Genomic DNA, 23963 nt, shown 5'->3' with positions numbered 1-23963 from the left:
GCGGGCGCTCAGTGTCCTCCGGTGAGCCGCCCGAGCAACCGGCCGAGCCGTGCGGGTGAGCCGGTGCGGCGTTCCTCGCGGTCCGCGAGGTGCGCGAGCCGGAGGCCGGCGTTGATGCCGAGCCAGCGCAACGGCTCCGGCTCCCACGCGGGGGAGCGGTGGCCCACCCACGGCAGGCCGGTCAGGGGTGAGCGTCGTCCCAGCGTGAGATCGGCGAGCGTGCGACCGGCGAGGTTGGTCGCCGCAACGCCGTCACCCACATAGCCTCCCGCCCAGCCCATACCGTCCTCGTAGCCGACCGACGGATGCCAGTCACGCGCGATCCCGAGGGGGCCTCCCCAGGTATGGGTCACCTCCACGTCGGACAGCTGCGGGAGCATGGCGTGCAGGACCCGGGTGAGGTCGCGGAAGACCCGTCGCTCGTGGTCGTAGTCGGGGCGGATCCTGGAGGCGAAGTGGTACGGAGCGCCCCTGCCGCCGAAGGCGATCCGGTCGTCGACCGTGCGCTGTCCGTAGATCACGACGTGGCCGTGGTCGGTGAAGACCTCACGTGCGGCGAGGCCGACGGAGGCCCATCGCTCCTCGTCGAGCGGCTCGGTGGCGACCATGAGGGAGTAGACGGGGGCGATGTCACGCTCGTGGCCGGTCACCTGCGACGTCCAGGCCTCGGTTGCGCGGAGCACGTGCCGAGCGCCGATCCGCTGGCCGTCGTCAAGGGTCACGATGCCGCGCTCGATGCCCGAGACCCGCCGGGCCTCACGGATCAGTGCCCCCCGGTCGGCGACGACGCGGGCCAGGCCGTCGACGAGCCGTCGTGGATGGACGCGAGCACAGTTGGGGTTGAACGTCGCGCCGCGAACGTCGACCGCGGCCAGTCGCCGGCGGGCCTCCGCGGCGTCGAGCCAGACGGTGCCGAGGCCCCACGTGGCCGAGTGCGCGACCTCGGCACGCGCCCGTCGCTCGTGAGCCGCGGACCGGACCATCGCGAGGGTGCCCCCCTTGACGAAGCCGGCGTCGATGCCCTCGGCGGCACAACGCGCGCCGACCTCGTCGACCGTCTCGCGCAGCGCGGCCATGAGGTCGAGCGCAGCTGGTCGCCCATGGCGCTGCGCGACGACCTCGGGCGAGACCGGCCAGAGCGCCGAGACCCAACCACCGTTGCGACCACTCGCACCGAAGCCCACGTGCTCGGTCTCGAGGACCAGCACGGACAGGTCGGGCTGGTGCTCGAGGAGGTAGTAGGCGGACCAGAGACCGGTCAGCCCGCCGCCGACGATGGCGACGTCGACCGCGGGAGGGAGTTCGCCGTCGTATGCGGTGGTCGGCCCCGCCGTGTCCCACCACAGCGGGGAGCGCCGGCTCACAGGTGCTGCTCGGCGTCCTTGAGGACCGACCGCAGGCGGGAGGCGATGTCCTCGAACTCGGTCGGCCCGATCGTCAGCGGGGGAGCGAGCTGGATGACCGGGTCTCCCCGGTCGTCGGCGCGGCAGTAGATGCCCGCGTCGAAGAGCGCCCGGGACAGGTAGCCCCGCAGGAGCCGCTCGGACTCGTCGTCGTCGAAGGTCTCGCGGGTCTCCTTGTCCTTGACGAGCTCGATGCCGTAGAAGAACCCGGCTCCACGGACGTCTCCGACGATCGGCAGGTCGGCGAGGGTGTCGAGCGCCGCCCGGAACCGGCCGGCGTTCTCCTTGACGTGGTCGTTGAGGCCTTCGCGCTCGAAGACGTCGAGGTTGGCCATCGCGGCCGCGCACGACACCGGGTGCCCACCCCACGTGTACCCGTGCGGGAAGCTGGTCGTGCCGTGCCGGAACGGCTCGAAGAGCCGGTCGCTGGCCACCATGAGGCCCAGCGGGGCGTACCCCGACGTCACGCCCTTGGCGGTGGTGATGATGTCCGGCTGGTAGCCGAAGTCGTCGCAGGCGAACATCGAGCCGATGCGACCGAAGGCGCAGATCGTCTCGTCCGAGACGAGCAGGACGTCGTACTCGTCACAGATCTCGCGGACCCGTTCGAAGTATCCCGGCGGCGGCGGGAAGCAGCCGCCCGAGTTCTGCACCGGCTCGAGGAAGACGGCCGCCACGGTGTCGGGACCCTCGAACTCGATGGCCTCACCGATCCGGTCCGCCGCCCAGAGCCCGAAAGCCTTCTCGTCGTCACGAAGACCCTGCGGTGCTCGGTAGATGTTCGTGTTCGGCACCTTGAAGGCGCCGGGGACGAGCGGCTCGAAGACCTCCTTGGCGGCGGGGATGCCGGTGATCGAGAGCGCGCCCTGGGGTGTGCCGTGGTAGGCGACCGAGCGCGAGATCACCTTGTGCTTGGTCGGCTTGCCGATCAGCTTGAAGTACTGCTTGGCGAGTTTCCAGGCGGTCTCGACGGCCTCCCCGCCGCCGGTGGTGAAGAACACGCGGTTCAGGTCGCCGGGTGCGCCGGCAGCGAGACGCTCGGCGAGCTCGATCGCCCGCGGGTGCGCATAGGACCACAGCGGGAAGAACGCGAGCTGGCTCGCCTGTCGCGCCATCGCCTCGGCGATCTCCGTGCGCCCGTGCCCGACCTGGTTGACGAACAGTCCGGCCAGGCCGTCGATGTACTCCTTGCCGGTGCTGTCCCACACCCGGTGGCCCTCGCCGCGGACGATGACGGGGACGTCCTGCCCCAGTCCACCTCGCTCCGTCGGCTCGAACACCGAGTGCCGGGTGAAGTGCATCCACAGGTGGTCCCGCGCCGCCTCCGCGTAGGAGGTGCCGAGGGGGGTATGCGTCTGGTCGGTCATGCGGTCCGCTTCCTTTGGGCCGGTGGTCACCGGGTGCCCCAGTTGTAGTGCTGTTTGTTGAGCTTGAGATAGACGAAGGTCTCGGTCGAGACGACGCCGTCGAGCTGTCGGATTCGGCTCGAGAGGAGGTCGAGCAGCTGCTCGTCGTCCTCGCAGACGACCTCCGCGAGGATGTCGAAGCTCCCGGCGGTGGTCACGACGTAGTCGACCTCGGGCATCTCGGCGAGCGCGTCCCCGACCGGACCGAGGTCCCCGCTCACGCGGATGCCGATCATCGCCTGCCGGCGGAACCCGACCTGGATCGGGTCGGTCACCGCCACGATCTGCATGATGCCCGCGTCCAGGAGTCGCTGAACCCGCTGGCGGATCGCGGCCTCAGAGAGCCCGACCTCCTTGGCGATCGCCGCGTAGGAGGCGCGCCCGTCCACCTGGAGCACCTCGATGATCGCCTTGGAGATGTCGTCCAGGCGCGGGTCTGCCGTCGACCGAGTCCCGTTCTGCGCGCGTCGCATGCTGGATATCGTGACACAGCAACCCGACGCGAGCGACACATAACGCACAGGAATCCGTCGCTGGGCGTCTGTCGAGCGGTCGTTTCGTGAATGTTATCGCCGATTACCTCCCGAAACAGTTGTGTGCGGTCTATCGTTGGCACGCCGGTCACTTCTGTCCGGCGACCCGCTCACGCCGGTGCCGGTGGTCACCACCCCGGCCGATCCGAAAGGCAACCTCCGCCCTCATGAGCAGTCCCCGCACCCTGAAGAACTACGTCGGCGGCGAGTTCGTCGACGCCCGCAGTGACGCGACCACCGACCTCGTGAACCCCTCGACCGGCTCGGTCGTGGCCCAGGCTCCGGTGAGCTCGGCGGAGGACGTCGACGCGGCCTACGCGGCAGCGGCCACAGCCTTCGAGGAGTGGGGCCAGTCGACGCCGAGCGAGCGTCAGCAGGCGCTGCTGAGGATCGCGGACGAGATCGAGGACCGCGCTTCCGAGTTCATCTCCCTCGAAGCAGAGAACACGGGTAAGCCGCACGCGTTGACCGCCTCGGAGGAGATCCCCCCGATGCTCGACCAGCTCCGCTTCTTCGCCGGTGCGGCGCGGGTGCTCGAGGGCAAGTCGGCGGGTGAGTACATGGCGGGACACACGAGCTGGATCCGCCGCGAGCCGATCGGTGTCGTCGGCCAGGTGACCCCGTGGAACTACCCGATGATGATGGCGGTCTGGAAGATCGGTCCCGCGCTGGCGGCCGGCAACACCGTCGTCCTCAAGCCGAGCGACACCACACCCGAGACGACGTTGCTGCTCGCCGAGATCGCCGGCAAGCACCTACCCGCCGGCACCCTCAACGTCATCACCGGTGACCGGGAGACCGGTCGCGCACTCGTCGAGCACCCGACGCCCGCGCTCGTCGCGATCACCGGGTCGGTCCGGGCCGGTATGCAGGTCGCCGAGAGTGCGAGCCGGCAGCTCAAGCGGGTCCACCTCGAGCTCGGCGGCAAGGCGCCGGTGGTCGTGTTCGACGACGCCGACCTCGACGCTGCGGTGGAAGGCATCGCCGTCGCCGGGTACTTCAACGCCGGGCAGGACTGCACGGCCGCGACACGTGTGCTCGTCGCCGACAGCATCCACGACGAGTTCGTCGCGGCACTCGCCCGATACGCCTCGTCCGAAGCCAAGGTCGGGCTGCCGGACGACGAGGACGCGCTCCTCGGCCCGGTCAACAACGCAAGCCAGCTCGAGCGCGTCACCGGGTTCCTCGAGCGCCTGCCCGCCCACGCGAGCGTCCAGGCCGGGGGCTCGCGCATCGGCGAGCTCGGCGACGGCTTCTACCTCCAGCCGACGGTGGTGTCCGGGCTGAAGCAGGACGACGAGGTCATCCAGAACGAGATCTTCGGCCCGGTCATCACCGTCCAGCGCTTCTCGGACGAGGCCGAGGCCCTGCGGAACGCCAACGGGGTCCAGTACGGTCTTGCCTCGTCGGTGTGGACCAAGGACTTCGGTCGGGCCATGCGGATGAGCAAGGCTCTCGACTTCGGCTGCGTGTGGATCAACACGCACATCCCGCTCGTTGCCGAGATGCCGCACGGCGGTTTCAAGAACTCCGGCTACGGCAAGGACCTGTCGATGTACGGACTCGAGGACTACACCCGCATCAAGCACGTCATGGCCAACATCGAGAGCTGAGCCCCTGCCCGGCTCGCCGCCGGGCGGACCCCGACCATTCGCCCCTGCCACCCATCTCCCACCTGCCAGGACCACACGGTCCGACCCACGAAAGGCACGATTCGACCGATGACACGCACGCCCGACCTCACCTCACCCGCTGCCCGCGCCGCACTCGCACGTGGGCTCGTCAGCCGTCGCACTGCTCTGCTCGGCTTCGCCGGTCTGAGCGTGGCAGCCCTCTCAGCGTGCGGGAGCGAGGGCACCGGTGGCGGCACCGCCACGGGAGGCGCCGCGGCGACCCAGGAGGACCTGTCCGACAGCGAGAAGGTCGTCAACTGGTCCAACTGGCCGGAGTACATCGACGTCGACGACGCCGGCAACCGTCCCTCACTCGAGGCCTTCACCGCAGCCACCGGCATCGCCGTGAACTACACCGAGGACTACAACGACAACGACGAGTTCTACGCCAAGGTCCGTCCGCTCCTGGAGGCCGGTCAGGACACGGGTCGTGACGTCTGGTGCAGCACGGACTGGATGGTGGCGCGGCTCATCCGCCAGGGCTACGTGCAGGAGCTCGACTACGCGAACATGCCCAATGCCGAGGCCAACCTCGTCGAGTCGCTCTCCGAGGTCGAGTTCGACCAGGGCCGCCGGTTCTCGCTGCCGTGGCAATCGGGCTTCGCCGGCATCGGCTACAACCCCGCGGCGACCGGTGGTCGTGCGGTCGAGTCGATGGACCAGCTCCTCAACGACCCTGCTCTCAAGGGTCGGGTCACGCTGCTCACCGAGATGCGGGACACCGTGGGTCTCGTCCTCATGGAGCTCGGCAAGAGCCTCGACAGCTTCACGACGGAGGACTTCGACGAGGCGATCGCCGTCATCCAGGACGCCAAGGACCGTGGTCAGCTCCAGGGCTTCACGGGCAACGAGTACACCCAACCGCTGGCGTCAGGTGACATCGCCGCCTGCGTGGCGTGGACCGGTGACGTGGTCCAGCTCCAGTTCGACAACCCGGACCTGGGCTATGCCCTGCCCGAGAAGGGCTTCACGCTCTGGTCGGACAACTTCGTCATCCCCGCGATGGCCAAGCACAAGAAGAACGCCGAGCTGCTCATCGACCACTACTACGACCCGCAGGTGATGGCCGAGGTGGCCGCCTGGGTCAACTACATCCCGCCGGTGCAGGGCACGACCGAGGCGCTCGTCGAGCTGGATCCCGAGCTCGCCGAGAATCCCCTGATCGTGCCGACGGACGAGGTCCTCTCGCGGGCTCAGGTCTTCCGCGGTCTGAGCAACGAGGAAGAGACCGACTTCAACGCCAAGTACCAGGCGATCGTGGTCGGCTGACGCCGCCTACGCCCCACCGAGCACCACCGAGGGAGACGATACGACCGTGACCGAGCACCCGTCGGGCGACCTGTGCCTGGAGCAGCTGAGCAAGAAGTTCGAGTCGTTCACGGCGGTCAACAGCCTGGATCTGACCATCCCGGAGGGGTCGTTCTTCGCCCTCCTCGGCCCCTCCGGATGCGGGAAGACGACGACTCTGCGCATGATCGCGGGGCTCGAGGACCCCACCTCGGGGACCATCCGCATCGGTGACGTGGACATCACGCACGTCAAGGCGCATCGCCGCAACGTCAACACGGTCTTCCAGAGCTATGCGCTCTTCCCGCACATGAAGATCCTCGACAACGTGGCGTTCGGTCTCAAGCGCCGGGGTGACAAGGACGCGATGCGCAAGGCCCAGGAGGCGCTCGACCTGGTCGAGCTGGGGCACACGGCCAAGAAGAAGCCCAACCAGCTCTCCGGCGGGATGCAGCAACGGGTGGCGCTCGCTCGGGCGATCGTCAACCGACCCAACGTCCTGCTGCTCGACGAGCCGCTCGGTGCTCTGGACCTCAAGCTGCGCCGCCAGATGCAGATCGAGCTCAAGCGCATCCAGTCCGAGGTGGGGATCACCTTCGTGCACGTCACCCACGACCAGGAGGAGGCCATGACCATGGCCGACACGGTGGCGGTGATGAATGCGGGGAACCTCGAGCAGGTCGGGCCGCCGGCGGACCTCTATGACCACCCCGCCTCCACGTTCGTGGCGAACTTCCTCGGCCAGTCCAACCTGCTCACCTCCCGAGTCACGGGGCTGGGCGGTGATGGGCTGGCTACCGCAGACTGCCACGGGCATGAGATCCAGGTCGCCGCGGAGCACATCCCGACCGGAGTCCGGGATGTCTTCGTCGGCGTCCGGCCGGAGAAGCTGCGCCTGGACCGCAGCGGCCGCAACCACCTGGACGGCACTGTCACCGACGCCTCCTTCGCCGGGGTCGCGACGCAGTACCTGGTGCGCCTCCCCTGGGGTCATGAGGTGACCGTGGTCCAGCCGAACGACGGGTCCCCTCGGGCCCGAGTCGGGGAGTCCGTCGACGTGTCGTGGGAGCCCGGCAGCGAGTTCGTCCTGGACGCGAGTCAGGACCAGGACGCCGGGATGTTCGACACCGGGCTGCGGGATGCCTAGCGTCGGCGCGGCGCTCGGTGGGGGCGGTGCGACGGCCGCCCCGGCGCAGCGCCCTCGTCGCAACTGGGTTCCGTACGCGCTTCTCCTGCCCGGCCTGCTGTGGCTCGCTCTCTTCTACGCCACCCCGATGGTCACCCTCGGCTCTCAGTCGCTGCAGGAGGGCAACGTCTACGACGGCTTTGTCTTCACGGGGAACCTCAGCGTCTACCCGCAGGCACTGTCGGAGTACTGGCCGCAGCTGCTCCGCTCCCTCGGCTACGCCGCCACCGCGACGTTCTTCGGTCTTCTCCTGGCCTACCCTCTCGCCTATTTCATGGCTCAGAAGGCGGGGCGGTGGAAGAACATCATGCTCATCCTCGTCATCGCGCCGTTCTTCACGAGCTTCCTCATCCGGACGCTCGCGTGGCGCATCATCCTCAGCGACGGGGGAGTGGTCAGTGACTTCTTCGAACGGACCGGTCTGATCAACCTCCTGGAGTGGCTCACGCTCACCACGGGCGGGACGCTCCTCAACAGCAAGTTCGCCGTCATGGCCGGTCTGACCTACAACTTCCTCCCCTTCATGATCCTTCCCCTGTACGCGGCACTGGAACGCCTCGACCCGCGCTACATGGAGGCTGCTCGGGACCTGTACGCGTCAGGGTGGCAGACATTCCGTCACGTCATCTGGCCGCTCTCGCTGCCGGGGGTCGTGGCCGGAACCCTCTTGACGTTCATCCCGGCGACCGGTGACTACATCAACAGTCGGCTGCTCGGCAACACCCAGACGGTCATGATCGGCCAGGTCATCGACAGTCTGTTCCTCAGGGTCCTCGACTACCCGCAGGCCGCGGCGCTGTCGTTCATCCTGCTGATCATGATCGTGACGTTGGTCGCCCTGTACGTGCGCCGGGCCGGGACAGAGGAGCTGGTGTGATGACGTGGATCAAGCGCCATCTGCTGGCCTTCGCGGCCCTCGCGGTGCTCGCGTACCTGCTCATCCCCAACCTCGTCGTCGCGATCTTCTCGTTCAACGACCCGCGTGGCCGCTACAACTACGAGTGGAACGAGTTCTCCGCCGCGGCCTGGCTCAACCCGTGCGGCAGTCCCGGGCTCTGCGAGGCGCTCGGCCTCAGCCTGCGGATCGGGTTCATCGCAGCGTTCGTGGCCACGGTCCTCGGCACCCTCGTCGCATTCGCGCTCGGCAGACACCGCTTCCGCGGTCGATCCGGCACCAACCTCCTGATCTTCATGCCGATGGCGACCCCCGAGGTCGTCATGGGCTCGAGCCTGCTCACCCTCTTCGTCATGGCCGGGATCCCCTCGGGAGCGGTCAACATCACGATCGCACACATCATGTTCTGCCTCTCCTTCGTCGTCGTCGCCGTCAAGGCGCGCGTCAGCTCCCTCGACCCGCGACTGGAGGAGGCGGCTGCGGACCTCGGAGCCAACCCGTTCCAGACCTTCCTGCGGGTGACCCTGCCGCTCGCCGCCCCGGGGATCGCAGCAGGCGCGTTGCTCGCGTTCTCCCTCAGCTTCGACGACTACATCATCACCAACTTCAACGCGAGCCCGTCCTCCATCACGTTCCCCATGTACGTCTGGGGGGCGGCCCAGCGCGGCACCCCGGTCGAGATCTTCGTCGTGGGCACCGTCATGTTCCTCATTGCGCTGACCGTGGTGGTCATCGGTCAGATGCTCAGCTCCCGCCGTGACCGAAAGGCATGATCCAGTGCGTGTTCTCATGATCGGTGCAGGGGGCGTCGGCGACGCCGCCGCCAAGATCGCCGTCGAGCGAGACTTCTTCGAAGCCTTCGTCGTCGCGGACTACGACCTCGCGCGCGCCAGGGCGACCGTCGCGGCCGCGGTCGCGCGGCGCCCGGGTGAGAGTCGGCTCAGCGCCGCACAGGTCGACGCGAGCGACGAGTCGGCCGTCGCCGCGCTGGCTCGCGAGCACCGGGCCACACACGTCCTCAACGCCGTCGACCCACGCTTCGTCATGCCGATCTTCAACGGCGCACTCGCCGCCGGTGCGGACTACCTCGACATGGCGATGAGCCTGTCGAGGAGGCACCCCACCGATCCCTACAGCAGGGTCGGGGTCAAGCTCGGGGACGAGCAGTTCGCCCAGGAGCGCAGCTGGGAGGAGGCCGGGCGGCTCGCCTTGCTGGGCATCGGCGTCGAGCCGGGCCTCTCGGACGTGTTCGCGCGGTACGCCGCCGACCACCTGTTCTCGCACATCGACGAGCTCGGCACTCGGGACGGCGCCAACCTCGTCATCCGGGACGAGCACGGCGGCGAGGTGTTCGCGCCCGGCTTCTCGATGTGGACCATCATCGAGGAGTGCCTCAACCCGCCCGTCGTCTGGGAGCGGGCGCGGGAGTTCGACGAGGACCAGGGCTGGTACACGCTGCCGCCGTTCAGCGAGCCCGAGGTGTTCGAGTTCCCCGAGGGCATCGGCCCCGTCGAGTGCGTGCACGTCGAGCACGAGGAGGTCCTCCTCATGCCGCGGTGGCTCGACGCCGACAAGGTGACCTTCAAGTACGGCCTTGGGGAGGAGATGATCGGCATCCTTCGGACCCTGCACACCCTCGGTCTCGACAGCACCGAGAAGGTCTCCGTCAAGGGTGTCGAGGTCAGCCCGCGGGACGTCGTCGCGGCGGTGCTCCCCGACCCCGCCACCATCGGACCTCGGATGGAGGGCAAGACGTGCGCCGGACTGTTCGTCACCGGCGTCGGGAAGGGCGGCGACAAGGACGGTCAGCCCCGGTCCGTGTACCTCTACCACGTGAGCGACAACGCCGACACGATGCGGGACTACGGGGCGCAGTGCGTCGTGTGGCAGACGGCCGTCAATCCGGTCGTGGCGCTCGAGCTGCTCGCGAGCGGCACCTGGGCCGGGAAGGGGATCCTCGGACCCGAGGCCTTCGACGCCGTTCCCTTCCTCGAGCTCCTCGCGGCTCCCAAGCCGCAGGGCTACGGGTCGCCGTGGGGTATGGAGGAGCGGTGAGCGGGTCCGGGTCGCCGTCCTCCGGCCGGTACGGCCAACAGTTCGGCCCGGACTTCACCTTCCTCGGGGTTCCGGCCTGCGACCTCACCGACGCCGACTCGTTCGCCGGCGCCGATGTGGTCATCCTCGGCGCACCGTTCGACGGCGGCACCTCCCACCGACCGGGCACGCGGTTCGGCCCGATGGCCATCCGCGGGACCGACTACCTCGGACACGACGGGTCGCGCCCATCACTCGCACTGCGCACGGACGGCCTGCGCGACCTCCGCGTCGTCGACGCCGGCGACGTCGAGCTGCCGCCCGGTGACATCGAGACCACGCTCGGCCGGATCGAGCAGGCCGTGGAAACGATCACCCGCAGCGGAGCCATCCCCCTCGTGCTCGGCGGTGACCACTCGATCGCCTATCCCGATGCCAAAGGGGTGGCCAACGTCCTCGGCCACGGGCGGGTGTCCATGATTCACTTCGACGCCCACGCCGACACCGGAGACATCGAGTTCGGCTCGCTCTGGGGCCACGGTCAGCCGATGCGTCGCCTCATCGAGTCCGGGGCCCTGCGCGGCGACCGCTTCCTCCAGGTCGGGCTGCGGGGCTACTGGCCCGGTCCCGAGACGCTGGACTGGATGGCGCAGCAGCGGATGCGGTCGTTCGAGATGACCGAGATCGTGCACCGGGGCTTGGAGGACTGCCTGACCGAGGCGTTCGACATCGCCACGGACGAGTGCGAGGGCGTCTTCCTGTCGGTCGACATCGACGTGTGCGACCCCGGCCACGCCCCGGGGACCGGCACGCCGGAGCCGGGCGGTCTCACGGCGCGCCAGCTCCTCGACTCCGTGCGCCGCATCTGCCTCGAGCTGCCGGTGGTCGGCATCGACGTGGTCGAGGTCAGCCCGCCCTACGACCACGCCGACATCACCGCCGCCCTGGCCAACCGCGTGGTCCTCGAGGCCCTGTCCGCCATCGCTCGAAGGCGCCTGGACGAGCGCGACGGCACCCGGTGGGACCCCGCCCGTCCACTCCTCGACGGCCGCTGACCGAACCGATCCGAGCACTAGGCTGGCATCCATGGCCGTGACACCGACGTCCCTTCTCGAGTCCGTCCCCACCGACCTCTACATCGGCGGTCAATGGCGCGCGTCGTCCGGGGGCGCTCGCTTCGATGTCCACGACCCGGCCACCGGGTCCGTCCTGGTCAGCGTCGCCGACGGCACCGTCGAGGACGGACGGGCGGCGCTCGACGCAGCGGTCGCCGCGCAGGCGGACTGGGCACGCACCGCTCCCCGTGACCGGGGCGAGATGCTGCGCGCCGCATACGAGCTCATGCACGAGCGGGCGGAGGAGCTGGCGACGCTCATGACTCTCGAGATGGGCAAGACCGTCGCCGAGGCGCGCGGCGAGGTGACCTACGCGGCCGAGTTCTTCCGCTGGTTCAGCGAGGAGGCGGTCCGGGTCCACGGGCGGTATGCGTTGGCCCCCAACGGCGCGACCCGCCTGGTGACCATGAAACAGCCGGTCGGCCCGACCCTGATGATCACCCCGTGGAACTTCCCGCTCGCCATGGGAACCCGCAAGATCGGCCCGGCCATCGCGGCAGGGTGCACCATGGTCGTCAAGCCGGCCCACGAGACGCCCCTGAGCATGCTCGCCCTGGCCGGCATCCTCGAGGAGGTGGGCGTCCCAGCAGGCGTGGTCAACGTCATCACGACGACCCACTCGGGAGCCGTGTGCGAGCCGCTGGTCCGGGACCCCCGCCTGCGCAAGCTGACCTTCACGGGGTCGACCGCCGTGGGCCGGGTGCTCGTCGAACAGTCCGCCGAGCAGCTGCTCCGGGTCTCGATGGAGCTGGGCGGCAATGCGCCGTTCATCGTCTTCGAGGACGCCGATGTCGAAGCCGCTGTCGAAGGGGCCATGCTCGCGAAGATGCGCAACATCGGGGAGGCGTGCACGGCGGCGAACCGGTTCTTCGTCCACGAGTCCGTCGCCGAGGCCTTCACCCGGGGTCTGGCCGAGCGGATGGGCGACCTCACGGTGGGGCAGGGCACTGAGCAGGGCGTCGACGTCGGACCGCTCATCACCGCCAAGGCCCGCGACGGGGTGCACGAGCTGGTCCAGGACGCCGTCTCGCGTGGGGCTACCGCTCTGGTCGGCGGGGCACCGGTCGACGGGGAGGGCTTCTTCTACCAGCCCACCGTCCTCGCCGACGTGCCGCCGGGCGCGCGCTGCCTCAGCGAGGAGATCTTCGGTCCGGTGGCGCCGGTCTGCACGTTCACCGATGAGGCGGACGCCATCTCGCGGGCGAACGCGACCGAGTACGGCCTCGTCGGATACGTCTTCACCCGCGACAACGCCCGGGTCCTGCGGGTCGCCGAGGCGCTGGAGTTCGGGATGATCGGTATCAACACCGGGATCGTCTCCAACCCGGCCGCCCCCTTCGGCGGCGTCAAGCACTCCGGCTTCGGCCGGGAGGGGGGCTTCGAAGGCATCGACGAGTACCTCGAGGTGAAGTACGTGGGGATCGCCCTGTGAGTGGGGCCGCGGCATGAGCGACCGCCACGTCCACCAGCAGGGCCTGCGTCGGCACTCGCTGGCAGAGGTCCTCGACGCGGCCGACGAGTCGCTGCGACGCGGCCAGGGTCCGTCGGCCGCGGTCTGGGCGACCGGCTTCGACGCCCTGGACCGGGCACTGGCCGGCGGCGTGCGCTCCGGCGAGCTCGTCCTCGTGGCGGGCGCGCAGGCACAGGGCAAGACGACCTTCACCATCCAGGCGTTGCGCACCGTCGCACGCGAGGGGCGGCACGCGGTGCTGTTCTCCTACGAGCACGAGTCGAACACGCTGCTCGAGCGGCTCATCGCGCTCGAGGCCGCAGAACTGGCCGACGACCCCGCGCTCGCGCCGGGCGTCCACGGCGTGCGGCGTGCCCTGGAGGCCCAGGCGGGCGCGACCACCCTCACCGAGGCGCTGGCGGGGGTCCCCTACGGCCTGGAGGCGCTCGAAGCCATGCAGACGTATGCGGACCGGCTCTCCGTCCACGAGTCGAACCCCGGAACCGACCTGGAGGCGATCGCCGGGATCGTCGAGGCGCTGGTCACCTCGGCCGGCGAGCCTCCGTTCGTGGCCATCGACTACCTGCAGAAGGTTCCGGTCCCGGGTCACCAGGGTGGCGAGGAGGAGCGCCTCGCCGTGGTGGCCGAGGCGCTCAAGGACCTCGCCCTCGAGCTACGGTGCCCCGTCCTCGCAGTCTCGGCCGCCGAGAAGGAGAGCCTCGGCGCCGGACACCGGATGCGGGCGCACCATCTGCGCGGGGCGTCCTCGCTCGCCTACGAGGCCGACGTGGTGCTCGTCCTCTCCGGCAAGGACGACATCGTCTCCCGCGAGCACCTCGTCTACGACCTCTCGCGGCTCCAGCACTTCCGGGGCTTCAGCGTCTTCTCCCTGGAGAAGAACCGGCACGGCCTCGACCACGTCGATCTCGAGTTCCCCAAGGACTTCGCCAACGGTCGGTACATCCCGTACGGCAAGCTCGTCGAGGAGCGCCTCATCGAGGAGCGGGTCATCACGAGCTGACGAGCGGTGGACAATGTCCGGGGGCGGAGTCACCGCCTGCAGCCGACCGAGAGAGCAGCCTTCGTGAGCGACCAGTCATCCCGCACCGTCTCGATCCTCGGCTCGACGGGCTCGATCGGCACCCAGGCTCTCCAGGTCATCGCCGAGCACCCGGGTCGCTACGACGTCGTGGCCCTGGCAGCGGGTCGCAACGTCGAGCTCGCTGCCGAACAGGCACTGGCGACCCGGGCGACCCTGGTCGCGCTTGCCGCGGGGCGCGCCGAGGATCTGCTCGAGGCGATCGACGCCCGAGCCGCGCAGAGCGAGCGCGGGAGCACCGCATACCGACCGGAGATCGTCGTCGGGGAGGAGGCCGCCACGATCGCCGCGGGGGTGGGCGCCGACGTCGTCCTCAACGGCATCACGGGGGCCATCGGCCTGCGGCCGACCCTGGCTGCGCTTGCCGCCGGGTCGGTGCTGGCCCTCGCCAACAAGGAGTCGCTCATCGTCGGGGGCCCGTTGGTCAAGGCGGCCGCACGTCCGGACCAGATCGTGCCGGTCGACTCCGAGCACTCCGCCATCGCGCAGTCGCTGCGGGGCGGTCGTGCGCGGGAGGTGCGCCGGCTCGTCGTGACGGCCAGTGGCGGTCCCTTCCGCGGACGCAGGCGCGACCAGCTGCTCGACGTGACCCCGACCCAAGCGCTCGCCCACCCGAACTACGCAATGGGCCGGCTGGTCACGACCAACTCCGCGACCCTCGTGAACAAGGGGCTCGAGGTCATCGAGGCCCACCTGCTCTTCGACATCCCCTTCGACCGGATCGACGTCGTCGTCCACCCGCAGCAGTGGATCCACTCGATGGTCGAGTTCCACGACGGGTCCACGATCGCTCAGATGGGGCCGCCTCGGATGCTGGTCCCCATCGCTCTGGGACTGTCGTGGCCGGAGCGTCTCGAGGACGTTGACGAGCCGTGCGACTGGAGTGTCGCCCAGTCGTGGGACTTCTTCCCTCTCGACGACGAGGCGTTCCCCGCGGTCCGACTGGCGCGCGAGGTCGGTGCCGAGGGCGGGACGTTCCCGGCGGTCTACAACGCCGCGAACGAGGTCTGCGTCGACGCGTTCCACGCCGGCTCGATCGGCTTCCTCGAGATCGTGGACACGGTGGCGCGGGTGGTCGAGGCGTACGCTGGTCGGGGACGGTCCGAGCTCGGGAGCACATCCGAATCGCCGAGCGTTGAGGAGGTGCTGCGGGCCGACGGCTGGGCCCGCGCCGCCGCGGCCGCCCTGGTCGCGGGCTCGGAACCGGTCGGTCGGCCCGTTCACGGAGAGGAGCAGAGATGACCGTGCTGTGGTACGTCCTCGGCGTCCTCTTCGTCGGGGCCGGTGTGGGGTTCTCGATCGCCTGGCACGAGATCGGCCACCTGGTGCCGGCCAAGCGTTTCGGCGTGCGCGTGACCCAGTACATGGTCGGCTTCGGACCGACCCTGTGGTCGCGGACCCGCGGGGAGACCGAGTACGGCGTCAAGGCCGTCCCCCTCGGCGGCTACATCCGGATGATCGGCATGTTCCCGCCGCGGCGCGGAGAGGACCCCACCAAGGTGCGGGTGTCGAGCACCGGGCGGATGTCCCAGCTCGTCGACGAGGCTCGGGCCGCCTCCCTCGAGGAGCTGCGTCCGGGTGACGAGCGGCGGGTGTTCTACGCGCTGAAGACCTGGCAGAAGGTCGTCGTCATGCTCGGCGGACCCGTGATGAACCTCATCCTTGCGCTCATCCTGCTCTCCGGCCTCGTCATGACGTACGGCACGGCGGTCTCCAAGCCCGGCGCCTTCGTCGGGACGGTCAGCGAGTGCGTCGTCAGCGCCGCCGAAGCCACGGCCGACCGGGTGTGCGAGCCCGGGGACCCGCTGACGCCTGCGGCGGAGGCCGGTCTGCGACCCGGCGACATCGTGCGGTCCATCGCCGGTGAGCCGGTCGAGACCAATCGGGACGTCTCCACCCTCATCCGGCCCCGGTCGGGGATGCCGACGGACATCGTCGTCGAGCGGGACGGCGAGACGCTCACCCTGACCGCCACGCCGATCACGAACGAGCTGCCGGAGCTGGACGAGCAAGGTGAGCCCGTGCTCGACGCCTCGGGCGAACCCGTGCTCGTCGACACCGGCTTCCTCGGCATCGCGAGTGGTCCCGTGACCGAGATCGAGCGGCAGAGCCCGACGGTCGTCCCGGGCATCGCCTGGGAGATGGTCAGCGGCACCGCCGAGGTCGTCGCCCAGCTCCCGCAGCGGATGGTCGGGGTCTACCAGGCCGCCTTCAGCGGCGCCGAGCGTGATCTCGAGAGCCCGGTGTCGGTCGTGGGTGTCGGTCGCATCGCGGGTGAGGTCGCCTCCGGCGAGATCACGCTCTTCGAGACTCCGCAGCAGCGGTTCGCCACTCTGATCCTGCTCCTCGCGGGGCTGAACATCGCGCTGTTCGTGTTCAACCTCATCCCGCTCCTGCCCTTGGACGGTGGCCACGTCGCGGGCGCGCTGTGGGAGGCCGTCAAGAAGGGGTATGCGCGTGCCAGGGGCCTCCCGGACCCCGGCCCGGTCGATGTGGCCAAGGCGCTCCCGCTCGCGTACGCCGTCTCGGTCGTCCTCATCGGGATGGCGGTGCTGCTCATCTACGCGGACCTGGTCAACCCGGTCAAGCTGGGGTGACCCCACCCACGACGCCGATTCGCTCAGGTCGGAGCAGGGCGTCACGCCTGGGATACTGGTGCGCATGACTGTTGGTCTCGGTATGCCCGCACTTCCGCCGCCCACTCTGGCTCCACGACGCACGTCCCGCAAGATCAAGGTCGGCAAGGTCGAGGTCGGAGGCGATGCGCCGGTCTCGGTCCAGTCGATGACGACGACCCCGACGACGGACATCAACGCGACCCTGCAGCAGATCGCCGAGCTCACCGCGTCCGGGTGCGACATCGTCCGGGTGGCCTGCCCGAGCCGCGACGACGCCGAGGCCCTCCCGGCGATCGCGCGTAAGTCGCAGATCCCCGTCATCGCCGACATCCACTTCCAGCCCGCCTACGTCTACGCCGCGATCGACGCCGGCTGCGCCGCCGTGCGGGTCAACCCGGGCAACATCCGCCAGTTCGACGACCAGGTCGGCGAGATCGCCCGCCGCGCCAAGGAGGCGGGAGTCTCGATCCGGATCGGCGTGAACGCCGGCTCGCTCGACAAGCGTCTCCTCGAGAAGTACGGCAAGCCGACGGCCGAGGCCCTCGTCGAGTCGGCCGTCTGGGAGGCGAGTCTCTTCGAGGAGCACGACTTCCACGACTTCAAGATCTCGGTCAAGCACAACGACCCGGTCGTCATGGTCAAGGCCTACGAGATGCTCGCCGAGCGGGGCGACTGGCCCCTCCACCTCGGCGTCACCGAGGCCGGTCCGGCGTTCCAGGGCACCATCAAGTCGGCGGTCGCCTTCGGGGCTCTGCTGTCCAAGGGGATCGGCGACACGATCCGCGTGTCTCTCTCGGCCCCACCTGTCGAGGAGGTCAAGGTCGGCCTGCAGATCCTCCAGAGCCTCAACCTGCGGCCGCGCAAGCTCGAGATCGTCTCGTGCCCCTCCTGTGGACGGGCGCAGGTCGACGTCTACAAGCTCGCCGACGAGGTCACCGCAGGGCTCGAGGGCATGACGGTGCCGCTGCGGGTCGCCGTGATGGGCTGCGTCGTCAACGGGCCGGGCGAGGCGCGCGAGGCCGACCTCGGTGTGGCGTCGGGCAACGGCAAGGGTCAGATCTTCGTCAAGGGCGAGGTCATCAAGACCGTCCCGGAGAGCCGGATCGTCGAGACTCTGATCGAGGAGGCCATGCGGATCGCGGAGGAGATGGGCGAGCCGGTCGACGAGGAGAGCGCCGGGGCTCCGAGCGTGACCGTCGGCTGACCCTCCGTGCGGGCGCGGATGGGGCTAGCCTGACATCGTGCTGCGCACCCGGTCAGCGATCAGACCGCTCCAGCCCGCCGATCGTGAGGCGGCGCTGGAGGTGTGCGCGCGCGACATCGCCAGCAACGTCTTCGTCGCCTCACGCATCCTCGAGGGGGTCCTCGAGACCCAGCCGCAGTCCCTCCTCGCCCACCGATCGGGGCGCGAGCTCGACTCCCTCCTGTGGGCCAACGCCAACGTGGTGCCGGTCGAGACGACGTCCCTCAGTCGCGGGGAGTTCGTCGACCGGCTCCGGCGCGGTCGTCGCCGTTGCGCGAGCATCCTCGGGCCGCGGGACCAGGTCGAGCCGATGTGGTCGCTCGTCGAACCCCTGTGGGGCGATGCGCGCGAGATCCGGGGCAGCCAGCCGTTGTGCGTCACGTCGACACCGCCGTCCACTCTCGGCGTGCCGCTCGATCCCCGGGTCCGTCGGGCGCGGGTCGAGGAGGCCGACCTGGTCCTGCCTGCGGCGGAGCACATGTTCACGCACGAGATCGGGTACCCGCCGTACACCGGGTCGTCCCGGGCCTACCTCGGTTCGATCGCCGCGATGATCCGTCGCGGCCACACCTACATCGCGACCGACACGGCCCCGGACGGATCCGAGCGGGTGATCTTCAAGACCGACATCGGCAGCGCGGCGCTCGGGTGCGTCCAGGTTCAGGGAGTCTGGCTCGCCCCCGACCTCCGCGGTCGCGGCTACGCGGTGCCGCTGATCGCGGCCGCTGTGGAACAGATCATGTGTGATGTCGGTCAACTCGTCACCCTCTACGTCAACGACTTCAACACGGCCGCACGCGCGGCATACCGGCGTGTCGGATTCGTCGAGGCCGGCGAGTTCATGACCGTGCTCCTGTAGGTCCGAAACGCCCTTCCCGCCACCGTAGGCTTGGGCCATGTCGGTGCTTCAGTGGTCCGCGCTCACCCCCGAGGACCGTCCCGCTGTGCGCGCCCTCGCCCAGGCGTGCCTCGACCACGACGGGGGACTCCCGCATCTGGTCGACGACGCCTTCATCGACCGGTACTTCTACGGCGACGACACGATCGCCGGCCGTGACGACCTCGGCGAGCTGGTGGCCGTCGCGTCCTTGAGCTACGACGAGGTCGGTCATCGGATCGCCAGCGGTCTGGTGCACCCGTCGGTCCGCCGTCAGGGTCACGGCGAGGCACTGGTCGCCTGGGCGCGCGAGCAGGCCCTCGGCGTCCCGATCAAGGTGATCGCCGAGACGATGTCGCCGGAGGCCGAGACACTGTTCGCGGCGAGCGGGCTGACGCGCACCTTCGCCGAGACGGTGATGCACCACGACCTCTCGCACATCTCGCGGATCCCCCTGCCCGAGGGGGTGACGACCGAGCCGTTCACGGACGAACGCGCCCATGACTTCTACATCGCCTACCGCGAGTCCTTCGGTGACCGGCCGGGCTTTCCCGACCCCACCGAGGAGGACTGGCTCGCCTGGCTCTCCAGCGATCCCGAGTTCCGCCCCGACGACTCCCGGGTGGCCTACAGCCGCGGGGGAGCGCCGATCGGCTTCATCACGGTGTCGGGGGACTGGATCGAGCAGGTGGGCGTTGTGCCCACGTGGCGTGGCCACCGGATCGGTGCCCACCTCGTGGTCCGGACGCTCACCGCCCTGAAGGCCTCCGGCACCGAGAAGGTCTGGCTCAACGTCGCCGTGGACAATCCCTCTCGCGCTCTGTACGAGCGGCTCGGGTTCGAGGCCTACGGCACGAGGGCCCGCTACGAGGACCGGACGGGCGTGGTCCCCGAGGACGCCTAAATACCCCATGGGGTATGCTGTGGGCGTGTTCCTGCTGACCCTCGCTCTCGCGGTCCTCGTCGGCGTCACACTCGGGCTCTTCGGTGGGGGAGGGTCGATCCTCACCGTGCCGCTGCTTATCTACGTCGCCGGTCTGGAGACGAAGGAAGCGATAGCGACGTCGCTCGTCGTGGTCGGTATCACCTCGATCGGTGCCCTCGTGACACACGCCCGAGCCGGCCGTGTCCGATGGCGAACCGGACTCGTCTTCGGTGCGACGGCCATGGTCGGCGCCTATATCGGGGGCCGCCTGGGTCCCCTGGTTCCCGATACCGTCCTGCTCGTCGGCTTCGCGCTGATGATGCTGGCGACCTCCATCGCCATGATCCGTGGCCGCCGCGACATGGCGGCTCGTGAGGAGGGGGAGCATCACGTCGCCCTGGTGCTGCTCGAGGGTGTCGTCGTCGGCCTCGTGACGGGCATCGTCGGGGCGGGCGGAGGGTTTCTCGTCGTCCCGGCCCTCGTCCTTCTCGGTGGGCTGCCCATGGCGGTCGCCGTCGGAACCAGTCTCCTCGTCATCGCCATGAAGTCCTTCGCCGCCCTGGCCGGGTACCTCTCCGCCGTGCAGATCGACTGGAGGCTCGCGCTGGCGGTCACGGCTCTCGCCCTGCTCGGCAGTGTCATCGGCGGACGCCTCGCGGGCACGATCGACCCTGACCGGTTGCGTCGCGGCTTCGGCGTCTTCGTGTTGGGTATGGCGGTGTTCGTCCTCGCCCAGACCGGTCTGGCCAGCTGATCAGGGGACGCCCTCCAGGTGAGGTGTCGGTATCCTTGCCGGGTTCACCCGCCCTCCACTTCCAGGAGACTCCCCTCGTGGCCATGCGCATGTCGACGCTGTTCCTCCGTACCCTCCGGGAGGATCCCGCCGACGCAGAGGTCCCCAGCCACCGCCTACTGGTCCGCGCGGGGTACATCCGCAGGGTCAGCCCCGGCATCTACACGTGGCTCCCTCTCGGGCTGAAGGTGTTCCGCCGTGTCGAGGACATCGTCCGGGAGGAGATGGACGCGATCGGCTCACAGGAGCTGCTGTTCCCCGCGCTGCTCCCGAAGGAGCCGTTCGAGGCCTCCGGCCGCTGGACGGAGTACGGCGACAACATCTTCCGGCTCAAGGACCGCAAGGGCGCGGACTACCTCCTCGGCCCGACCCACGAAGAGCTGTTCACCCTCGCGGTGAAGGACGTGTTCAGCTCCTACAAGGACCTGCCGCTCGCGATCTACCAGATCCAGACGAAGTACCGGGATGAGGCCCGCCCGCGGGCCGGGCTGCTCCGCGGCCGCGAGTTCGTCATGAAGGACTCGTACTCCTTCGACATCGACGAGGCCGGGCTGGACAAGAGCTACCAGCTGCACCGCGACGCCTACATCCGCATCTTCGACCGTCTGGGGTTCCACTACGTCATCGTCGAGGCCATGGCAGGCGCCATGGGCGGCAGCAAGAGTGAGGAGTTCCTCGCCACCGCGGACAACGGCGAGGACACCTACGTCCGGTGCACGTCGTGCGGATATGCCGCCAACGTCGAGGCGGTCCGGGTCCCGGTTCCCGACAGCGTGCCCTTCGACGGACTGCCCGCCGCTCATGTCGAGGACACCCCCGACACCCCGACGATCGAGACCCTCGTCGCGGCGGCGAATGCCGACCACCCTCGGCCGGACGGACGGGCGTGGTCAGCGGCCGACACGCTGAAGAACGTCGTCGTCATGCTCACCCACCCCGACGGCACCCGTGAGCCGCTGGCCATCGGGCTGCCCGGCGACCGCGAGGTGGACGAGAAGCGGCTGGCGGCACAGGTCGACCCCGCGACCGTCTCCCCGTTCGGGGAGGAAGACTTCGCAGCCCATCCCGAGCTGGCCAAGGGCTACATCGGGCCCGGGGTGCTCGGGACGACACACCAGAGCGGGATCCGGTACCTGCTCGACCCCCGGGTCGTGGACGGAACCGCGTGGGTCACCGGTGCCGACGAGGCTGGCCGGCACGTCTTCGACCTGGTCGCCGGCCGCGACTTCACGGCCGATGGCACGATCGAGGCGGCCGAGGTCCGCGACGGCGACCCGTGCCCGTCCTGCGGTGCGCCGCTGGAGAGCGCCCGTGGGATCGAGATGGGTCACATCTTCCAGCTCGGCCGCAAGTACGCCGAAGCGCTGGATCTGAAGGTGCTCGACGAGACGGGGCGGCTGCGCACCGTGATCATGGGCTCGTACGGCGTGGGTGTGTCCCGGGCGGTGGCCTGCGTCGCCGAGGGCAACCACGACGAGCACGGCCTGGTCTGGCCGCGAGCGCTGTCGCCGGCGGACGTCCATATCGTCGCCACCGGAAAGGACCAGGCGGTCTTCACCTTCGCCGAGGAGCTGACCAGGGCCCTCGAGGGCTCGGGCGTCTCGGTGCTGCTCGACGACCGGACCGGGGTCAGCCCGGGCGTCAAGTTCAAGGACGCCGAGCTCATCGGCATCCCGACGATCGTCGTCGTCGGTCGCGGACTGGCCGACGGCGAGGTCGAGATCAAGGACCGCCGCAGCGGTGAGCGCCGGTCCGTTCCGACCGGCACCGCCGTGGCCGAGATCCGGGCCGAGATCGGGCACGGGTGAGATCTGCGCGCCGAGCGTCGGTCGAGGCGGTCATCTTCGACTGGGGCGGCACCCTCACGCCCTGGCACGAGGTGGACATCGGCGAGCAGTGGCGGGTCTTCGCCCGGGAGATCCACGGCGTCGCGGTCGACTCCCCGCGAGTCTCCGAGGCCGACCTGGAGGCCGCGCACCGCCTGGCCGAGCGAATCCTCGAGGCCGAGACCGACACCTGGAGGCGCGGCCGTCAGGAGCACTCAAGCGCACACCTGGACGACGTGCTCGCGATGGCCGGTGTCGACCCCGAGCACGATCGGCACCTTCTCGCACTCGCCGCGTACCGACGTTTCTGGGAGCCCCACACCCACACGGATCCGCAGGTCAGACCACTGTGGGAGAGCCTGCGGTCAGCCGGACTACGGATCGGCGTGCTGTCGAACACGATCTGGAGCAGCGCATACCACCGCGACCTCTTCCGTCGTGACGGAGTCCTCGATCTGATCGACGCCGACGTGTACTCCAGCGAGATCCACGTGGTCAAGCCGCACCCGGAGGCGTTCCACGCCGTATGCGCAGCGCTCGGGGTGCCGCCGGAGCGGTCGGTCTACGTCGGTGACCGCCTGTTCGAGGACGTCCACGGTCCCCAGCAGATCGGGATGCGGGCCATCTGGATCCCGCACACCCGCCTGCCAGCCGACCAACGGGTCGAGGTGGACGCGGAGCCGGACGCGGTGGTCCACGAGCTCAGTGAGATCGCGGGTGTGATCGAGCGCTGGCGACGCAGTGAGTGACGTCGACCTCGGGCTGCTCCTCGTCATGGCCGTGGCCGGCTTCGCCGCGGGCTGGGTGGATGCCGTCGTCGGTGGCGGAGGGCTGATCCAGCTGCCGGCGCTCGTGCTGGGGTTCCCGGGAGCATCGCCGGCGCAGCTGCTCGCCACGAACAAGATCTCCTCGATCTTCGGGACCGCCACGAGTTCGATCACCTACTGGAGACGCATCCGGCCGGACCTGCGCACCGCCCTGCCGATGGCTGCGGTCGCCTTCGTCGGTGCGATCGGGGGAGCCCTGATCGGTCTGAACATCCCGAAGTCCGCCTTCAACCCGATCATCCTCGTCATGCTCGTCGTCGTCGGGACGTACACGCTCTTCAAGCCCTCCCTCGGGACGGTCACGGCGCTGCGCTACACCGGCGTCCGCCACGGCGCCACCGCGATGGCCGTGGGCCTTCTCATCGGCGTGTACGACGGCGCGCTCGGCCCCGGCACGGGGTCGTTCCTCGTCTTCGCGCTCGTGGGGCTGCTCGGCTACGCGTTCCTCGAGGCGAGCGCCAAGGCCAAGATCACCAACTTCGCCACCAACCTCGGAGCCCTCGTCGTGTTCATCCCCGGCGGCCACGTCATGTGGCGGGTGGGCCTGCTCATGGCGGCGATGAACATCGTCGGAGGGTACGTCGGGGCGCGCACCGCCGTTGCTCGCGGAAGTACCTTCGTGCGCGTCGTGTTCATGCTCGTCATCCTCGCCTTCATCGTGCGGATCGGCGGGGATCTGCTGGGAATCTGGTGAACGTGTACAGAGGGTGAACGCAACGTTGCCGCTCGACGATCCGGGAGGGTACCGTCGATGTCGAGACCGGCTCCGTGCC

The 23963-nt window shown here is 69.4% G+C and carries 21 protein-coding genes; 18 read left to right on the top strand and 3 right to left on the bottom strand.

Annotated elements, in window-relative coordinates; translation table 11 throughout:
• Positions 1–8: 8 nt before the first annotated feature.
• The 3 genes from GA707_RS00330 to GA707_RS00320 are packed head-to-tail and all read right to left on the bottom strand — an operon-like array spanning position 9 to position 3282.
• Complete coding sequence (locus GA707_RS00330; protein ID WP_152176447.1) at positions 9–1364, bottom strand: FAD-binding oxidoreductase; 1356 nt, start codon at positions 1362–1364, stop codon at positions 9–11.
• Entirely contained in the window at positions 1361–2770 is a 1410-nt protein-coding gene (locus GA707_RS00325) for an aspartate aminotransferase family protein (protein WP_152176446.1), read from the bottom strand. The genes GA707_RS00330 and GA707_RS00325 overlap by 4 nt, the downstream gene beginning before the upstream one ends.
• A 26-nt stretch (positions 2771–2796) precedes the next feature.
• Positions 2797–3282: an Lrp/AsnC family transcriptional regulator gene (locus tag GA707_RS00320; RefSeq protein WP_152176445.1), complete on the bottom strand. Its 486-nt coding sequence runs from the start codon at positions 3280–3282 to the stop codon at positions 2797–2799.
• Between the two features lie 227 nt (positions 3283–3509).
• On the opposite strand from GA707_RS00320, the gene GA707_RS00315 reads away from it, so the two are divergent.
• From GA707_RS00315 to GA707_RS00230, 18 genes are all read left to right on the top strand, one after another.
• Complete coding sequence (locus GA707_RS00315) at positions 3510–4955, top strand: gamma-aminobutyraldehyde dehydrogenase (protein ID WP_152176444.1); 1446 nt, start codon at positions 3510–3512, stop codon at positions 4953–4955.
• Between the two features lie 108 nt (positions 4956–5063).
• Positions 5064–6284, top strand: coding sequence for a PotD/PotF family extracellular solute-binding protein (locus GA707_RS00310; RefSeq protein WP_152176443.1), 1221 nt, complete (start codon positions 5064–5066; stop codon positions 6282–6284).
• A gap of 46 nt (positions 6285–6330) precedes the next feature.
• Positions 6331–7449, top strand: coding sequence for an ABC transporter ATP-binding protein (locus tag GA707_RS00305; RefSeq protein ID WP_152176442.1), 1119 nt, complete (start codon positions 6331–6333; stop codon positions 7447–7449).
• The gene (locus tag GA707_RS00300; RefSeq protein ID WP_152176441.1) at positions 7442–8365 is read left to right on the top strand and encodes an ABC transporter permease; all 924 of its coding nucleotides are present in this window, start codon (positions 7442–7444) and stop codon (positions 8363–8365) included. Before GA707_RS00305 ends, GA707_RS00300 begins: the two co-directional genes overlap by 8 nt.
• Positions 8365–9156, top strand: a complete 792-nt coding sequence (locus GA707_RS00295; RefSeq protein WP_152176440.1) for an ABC transporter permease — start codon at positions 8365–8367, stop codon at positions 9154–9156. Before GA707_RS00300 ends, GA707_RS00295 begins: the two co-directional genes overlap by 1 nt.
• A 4-nt stretch (positions 9157–9160) precedes the next feature.
• On the top strand, positions 9161–10438 hold the full coding sequence (locus GA707_RS00290) for a saccharopine dehydrogenase family protein (protein ID WP_152176439.1): 1278 nt from the start codon (positions 9161–9163) through the stop codon (positions 10436–10438).
• The gene (speB, locus tag GA707_RS00285) at positions 10435–11472 is read left to right on the top strand and encodes an agmatinase (protein WP_152176438.1); all 1038 of its coding nucleotides are present in this window, start codon (positions 10435–10437) and stop codon (positions 11470–11472) included. The genes GA707_RS00290 and speB overlap by 4 nt, the downstream gene beginning before the upstream one ends.
• 31 nt (positions 11473–11503) lie before the next feature.
• A complete protein-coding gene (locus GA707_RS00280) occupies positions 11504–12964 on the top strand; it encodes an NAD-dependent succinate-semialdehyde dehydrogenase (protein ID WP_152176437.1) in 1461 nt (486 codons plus the stop codon).
• 13 nt (positions 12965–12977) lie between these two features.
• Positions 12978–14003, top strand: coding sequence for a DnaB-like helicase C-terminal domain-containing protein (locus GA707_RS00275; RefSeq protein ID WP_152176436.1), 1026 nt, complete (start codon positions 12978–12980; stop codon positions 14001–14003).
• Between the two features lie 63 nt (positions 14004–14066).
• On the top strand, positions 14067–15323 hold the full coding sequence (dxr, locus tag GA707_RS00270) for a 1-deoxy-D-xylulose-5-phosphate reductoisomerase (protein WP_152176435.1): 1257 nt from the start codon (positions 14067–14069) through the stop codon (positions 15321–15323).
• Positions 15320–16678 (top strand): RIP metalloprotease, encoded by a 1359-nt coding sequence (locus GA707_RS00265; RefSeq protein ID WP_152176434.1) that lies wholly within the window; start codon positions 15320–15322, stop codon positions 16676–16678. Before dxr ends, GA707_RS00265 begins: the two co-directional genes overlap by 4 nt.
• A 64-nt stretch (positions 16679–16742) precedes the next feature.
• Positions 16743–17903 carry a flavodoxin-dependent (E)-4-hydroxy-3-methylbut-2-enyl-diphosphate synthase gene (gene ispG, locus GA707_RS00260; protein ID WP_152176433.1) on the top strand — a complete coding sequence of 387 codons (1161 nt, stop codon included), beginning with the start codon at positions 16743–16745 and terminating at the stop codon, positions 17901–17903.
• A gap of 37 nt (positions 17904–17940) precedes the next feature.
• Entirely contained in the window at positions 17941–18801 is an 861-nt protein-coding gene (locus tag GA707_RS00255; RefSeq protein WP_152176432.1) for a GNAT family N-acetyltransferase, read from the top strand.
• 37 nt (positions 18802–18838) lie between these two features.
• Positions 18839–19723 carry a GNAT family N-acetyltransferase gene (locus GA707_RS00250; RefSeq protein WP_152176431.1) on the top strand — a complete coding sequence of 295 codons (885 nt, stop codon included), beginning with the start codon at positions 18839–18841 and terminating at the stop codon, positions 19721–19723.
• A 25-nt stretch (positions 19724–19748) separates the two neighbouring features.
• Positions 19749–20498, top strand: coding sequence for a sulfite exporter TauE/SafE family protein (locus GA707_RS00245; protein ID WP_193315100.1), 750 nt, complete (start codon positions 19749–19751; stop codon positions 20496–20498).
• Positions 20499–20581: 83 nt separating this feature from the next.
• Positions 20582–22345, top strand: coding sequence for a proline--tRNA ligase (locus GA707_RS00240; protein WP_370459983.1), 1764 nt, complete (start codon positions 20582–20584; stop codon positions 22343–22345).
• Entirely contained in the window at positions 22342–23112 is a 771-nt protein-coding gene (locus tag GA707_RS00235) for an HAD family hydrolase (protein WP_152176429.1), read from the top strand. Before GA707_RS00240 ends, GA707_RS00235 begins: the two co-directional genes overlap by 4 nt.
• A complete protein-coding gene (locus GA707_RS00230; protein ID WP_370459956.1) occupies positions 23105–23884 on the top strand; it encodes a TSUP family transporter in 780 nt (259 codons plus the stop codon). The genes GA707_RS00235 and GA707_RS00230 overlap by 8 nt, the downstream gene beginning before the upstream one ends.
• Positions 23885–23963: the final 79 nt, after the last annotated feature.

Source organism: Nostocoides sp. F2B08 (genome assembly GCF_009184895.1).
GTDB lineage: Bacteria > Actinomycetota > Actinomycetes > Actinomycetales > Dermatophilaceae > F2B08.
The sequence above is the reverse complement of the archived record's forward strand: the minus strand, read 5'-3'. Positions and strand labels throughout refer to the sequence as shown.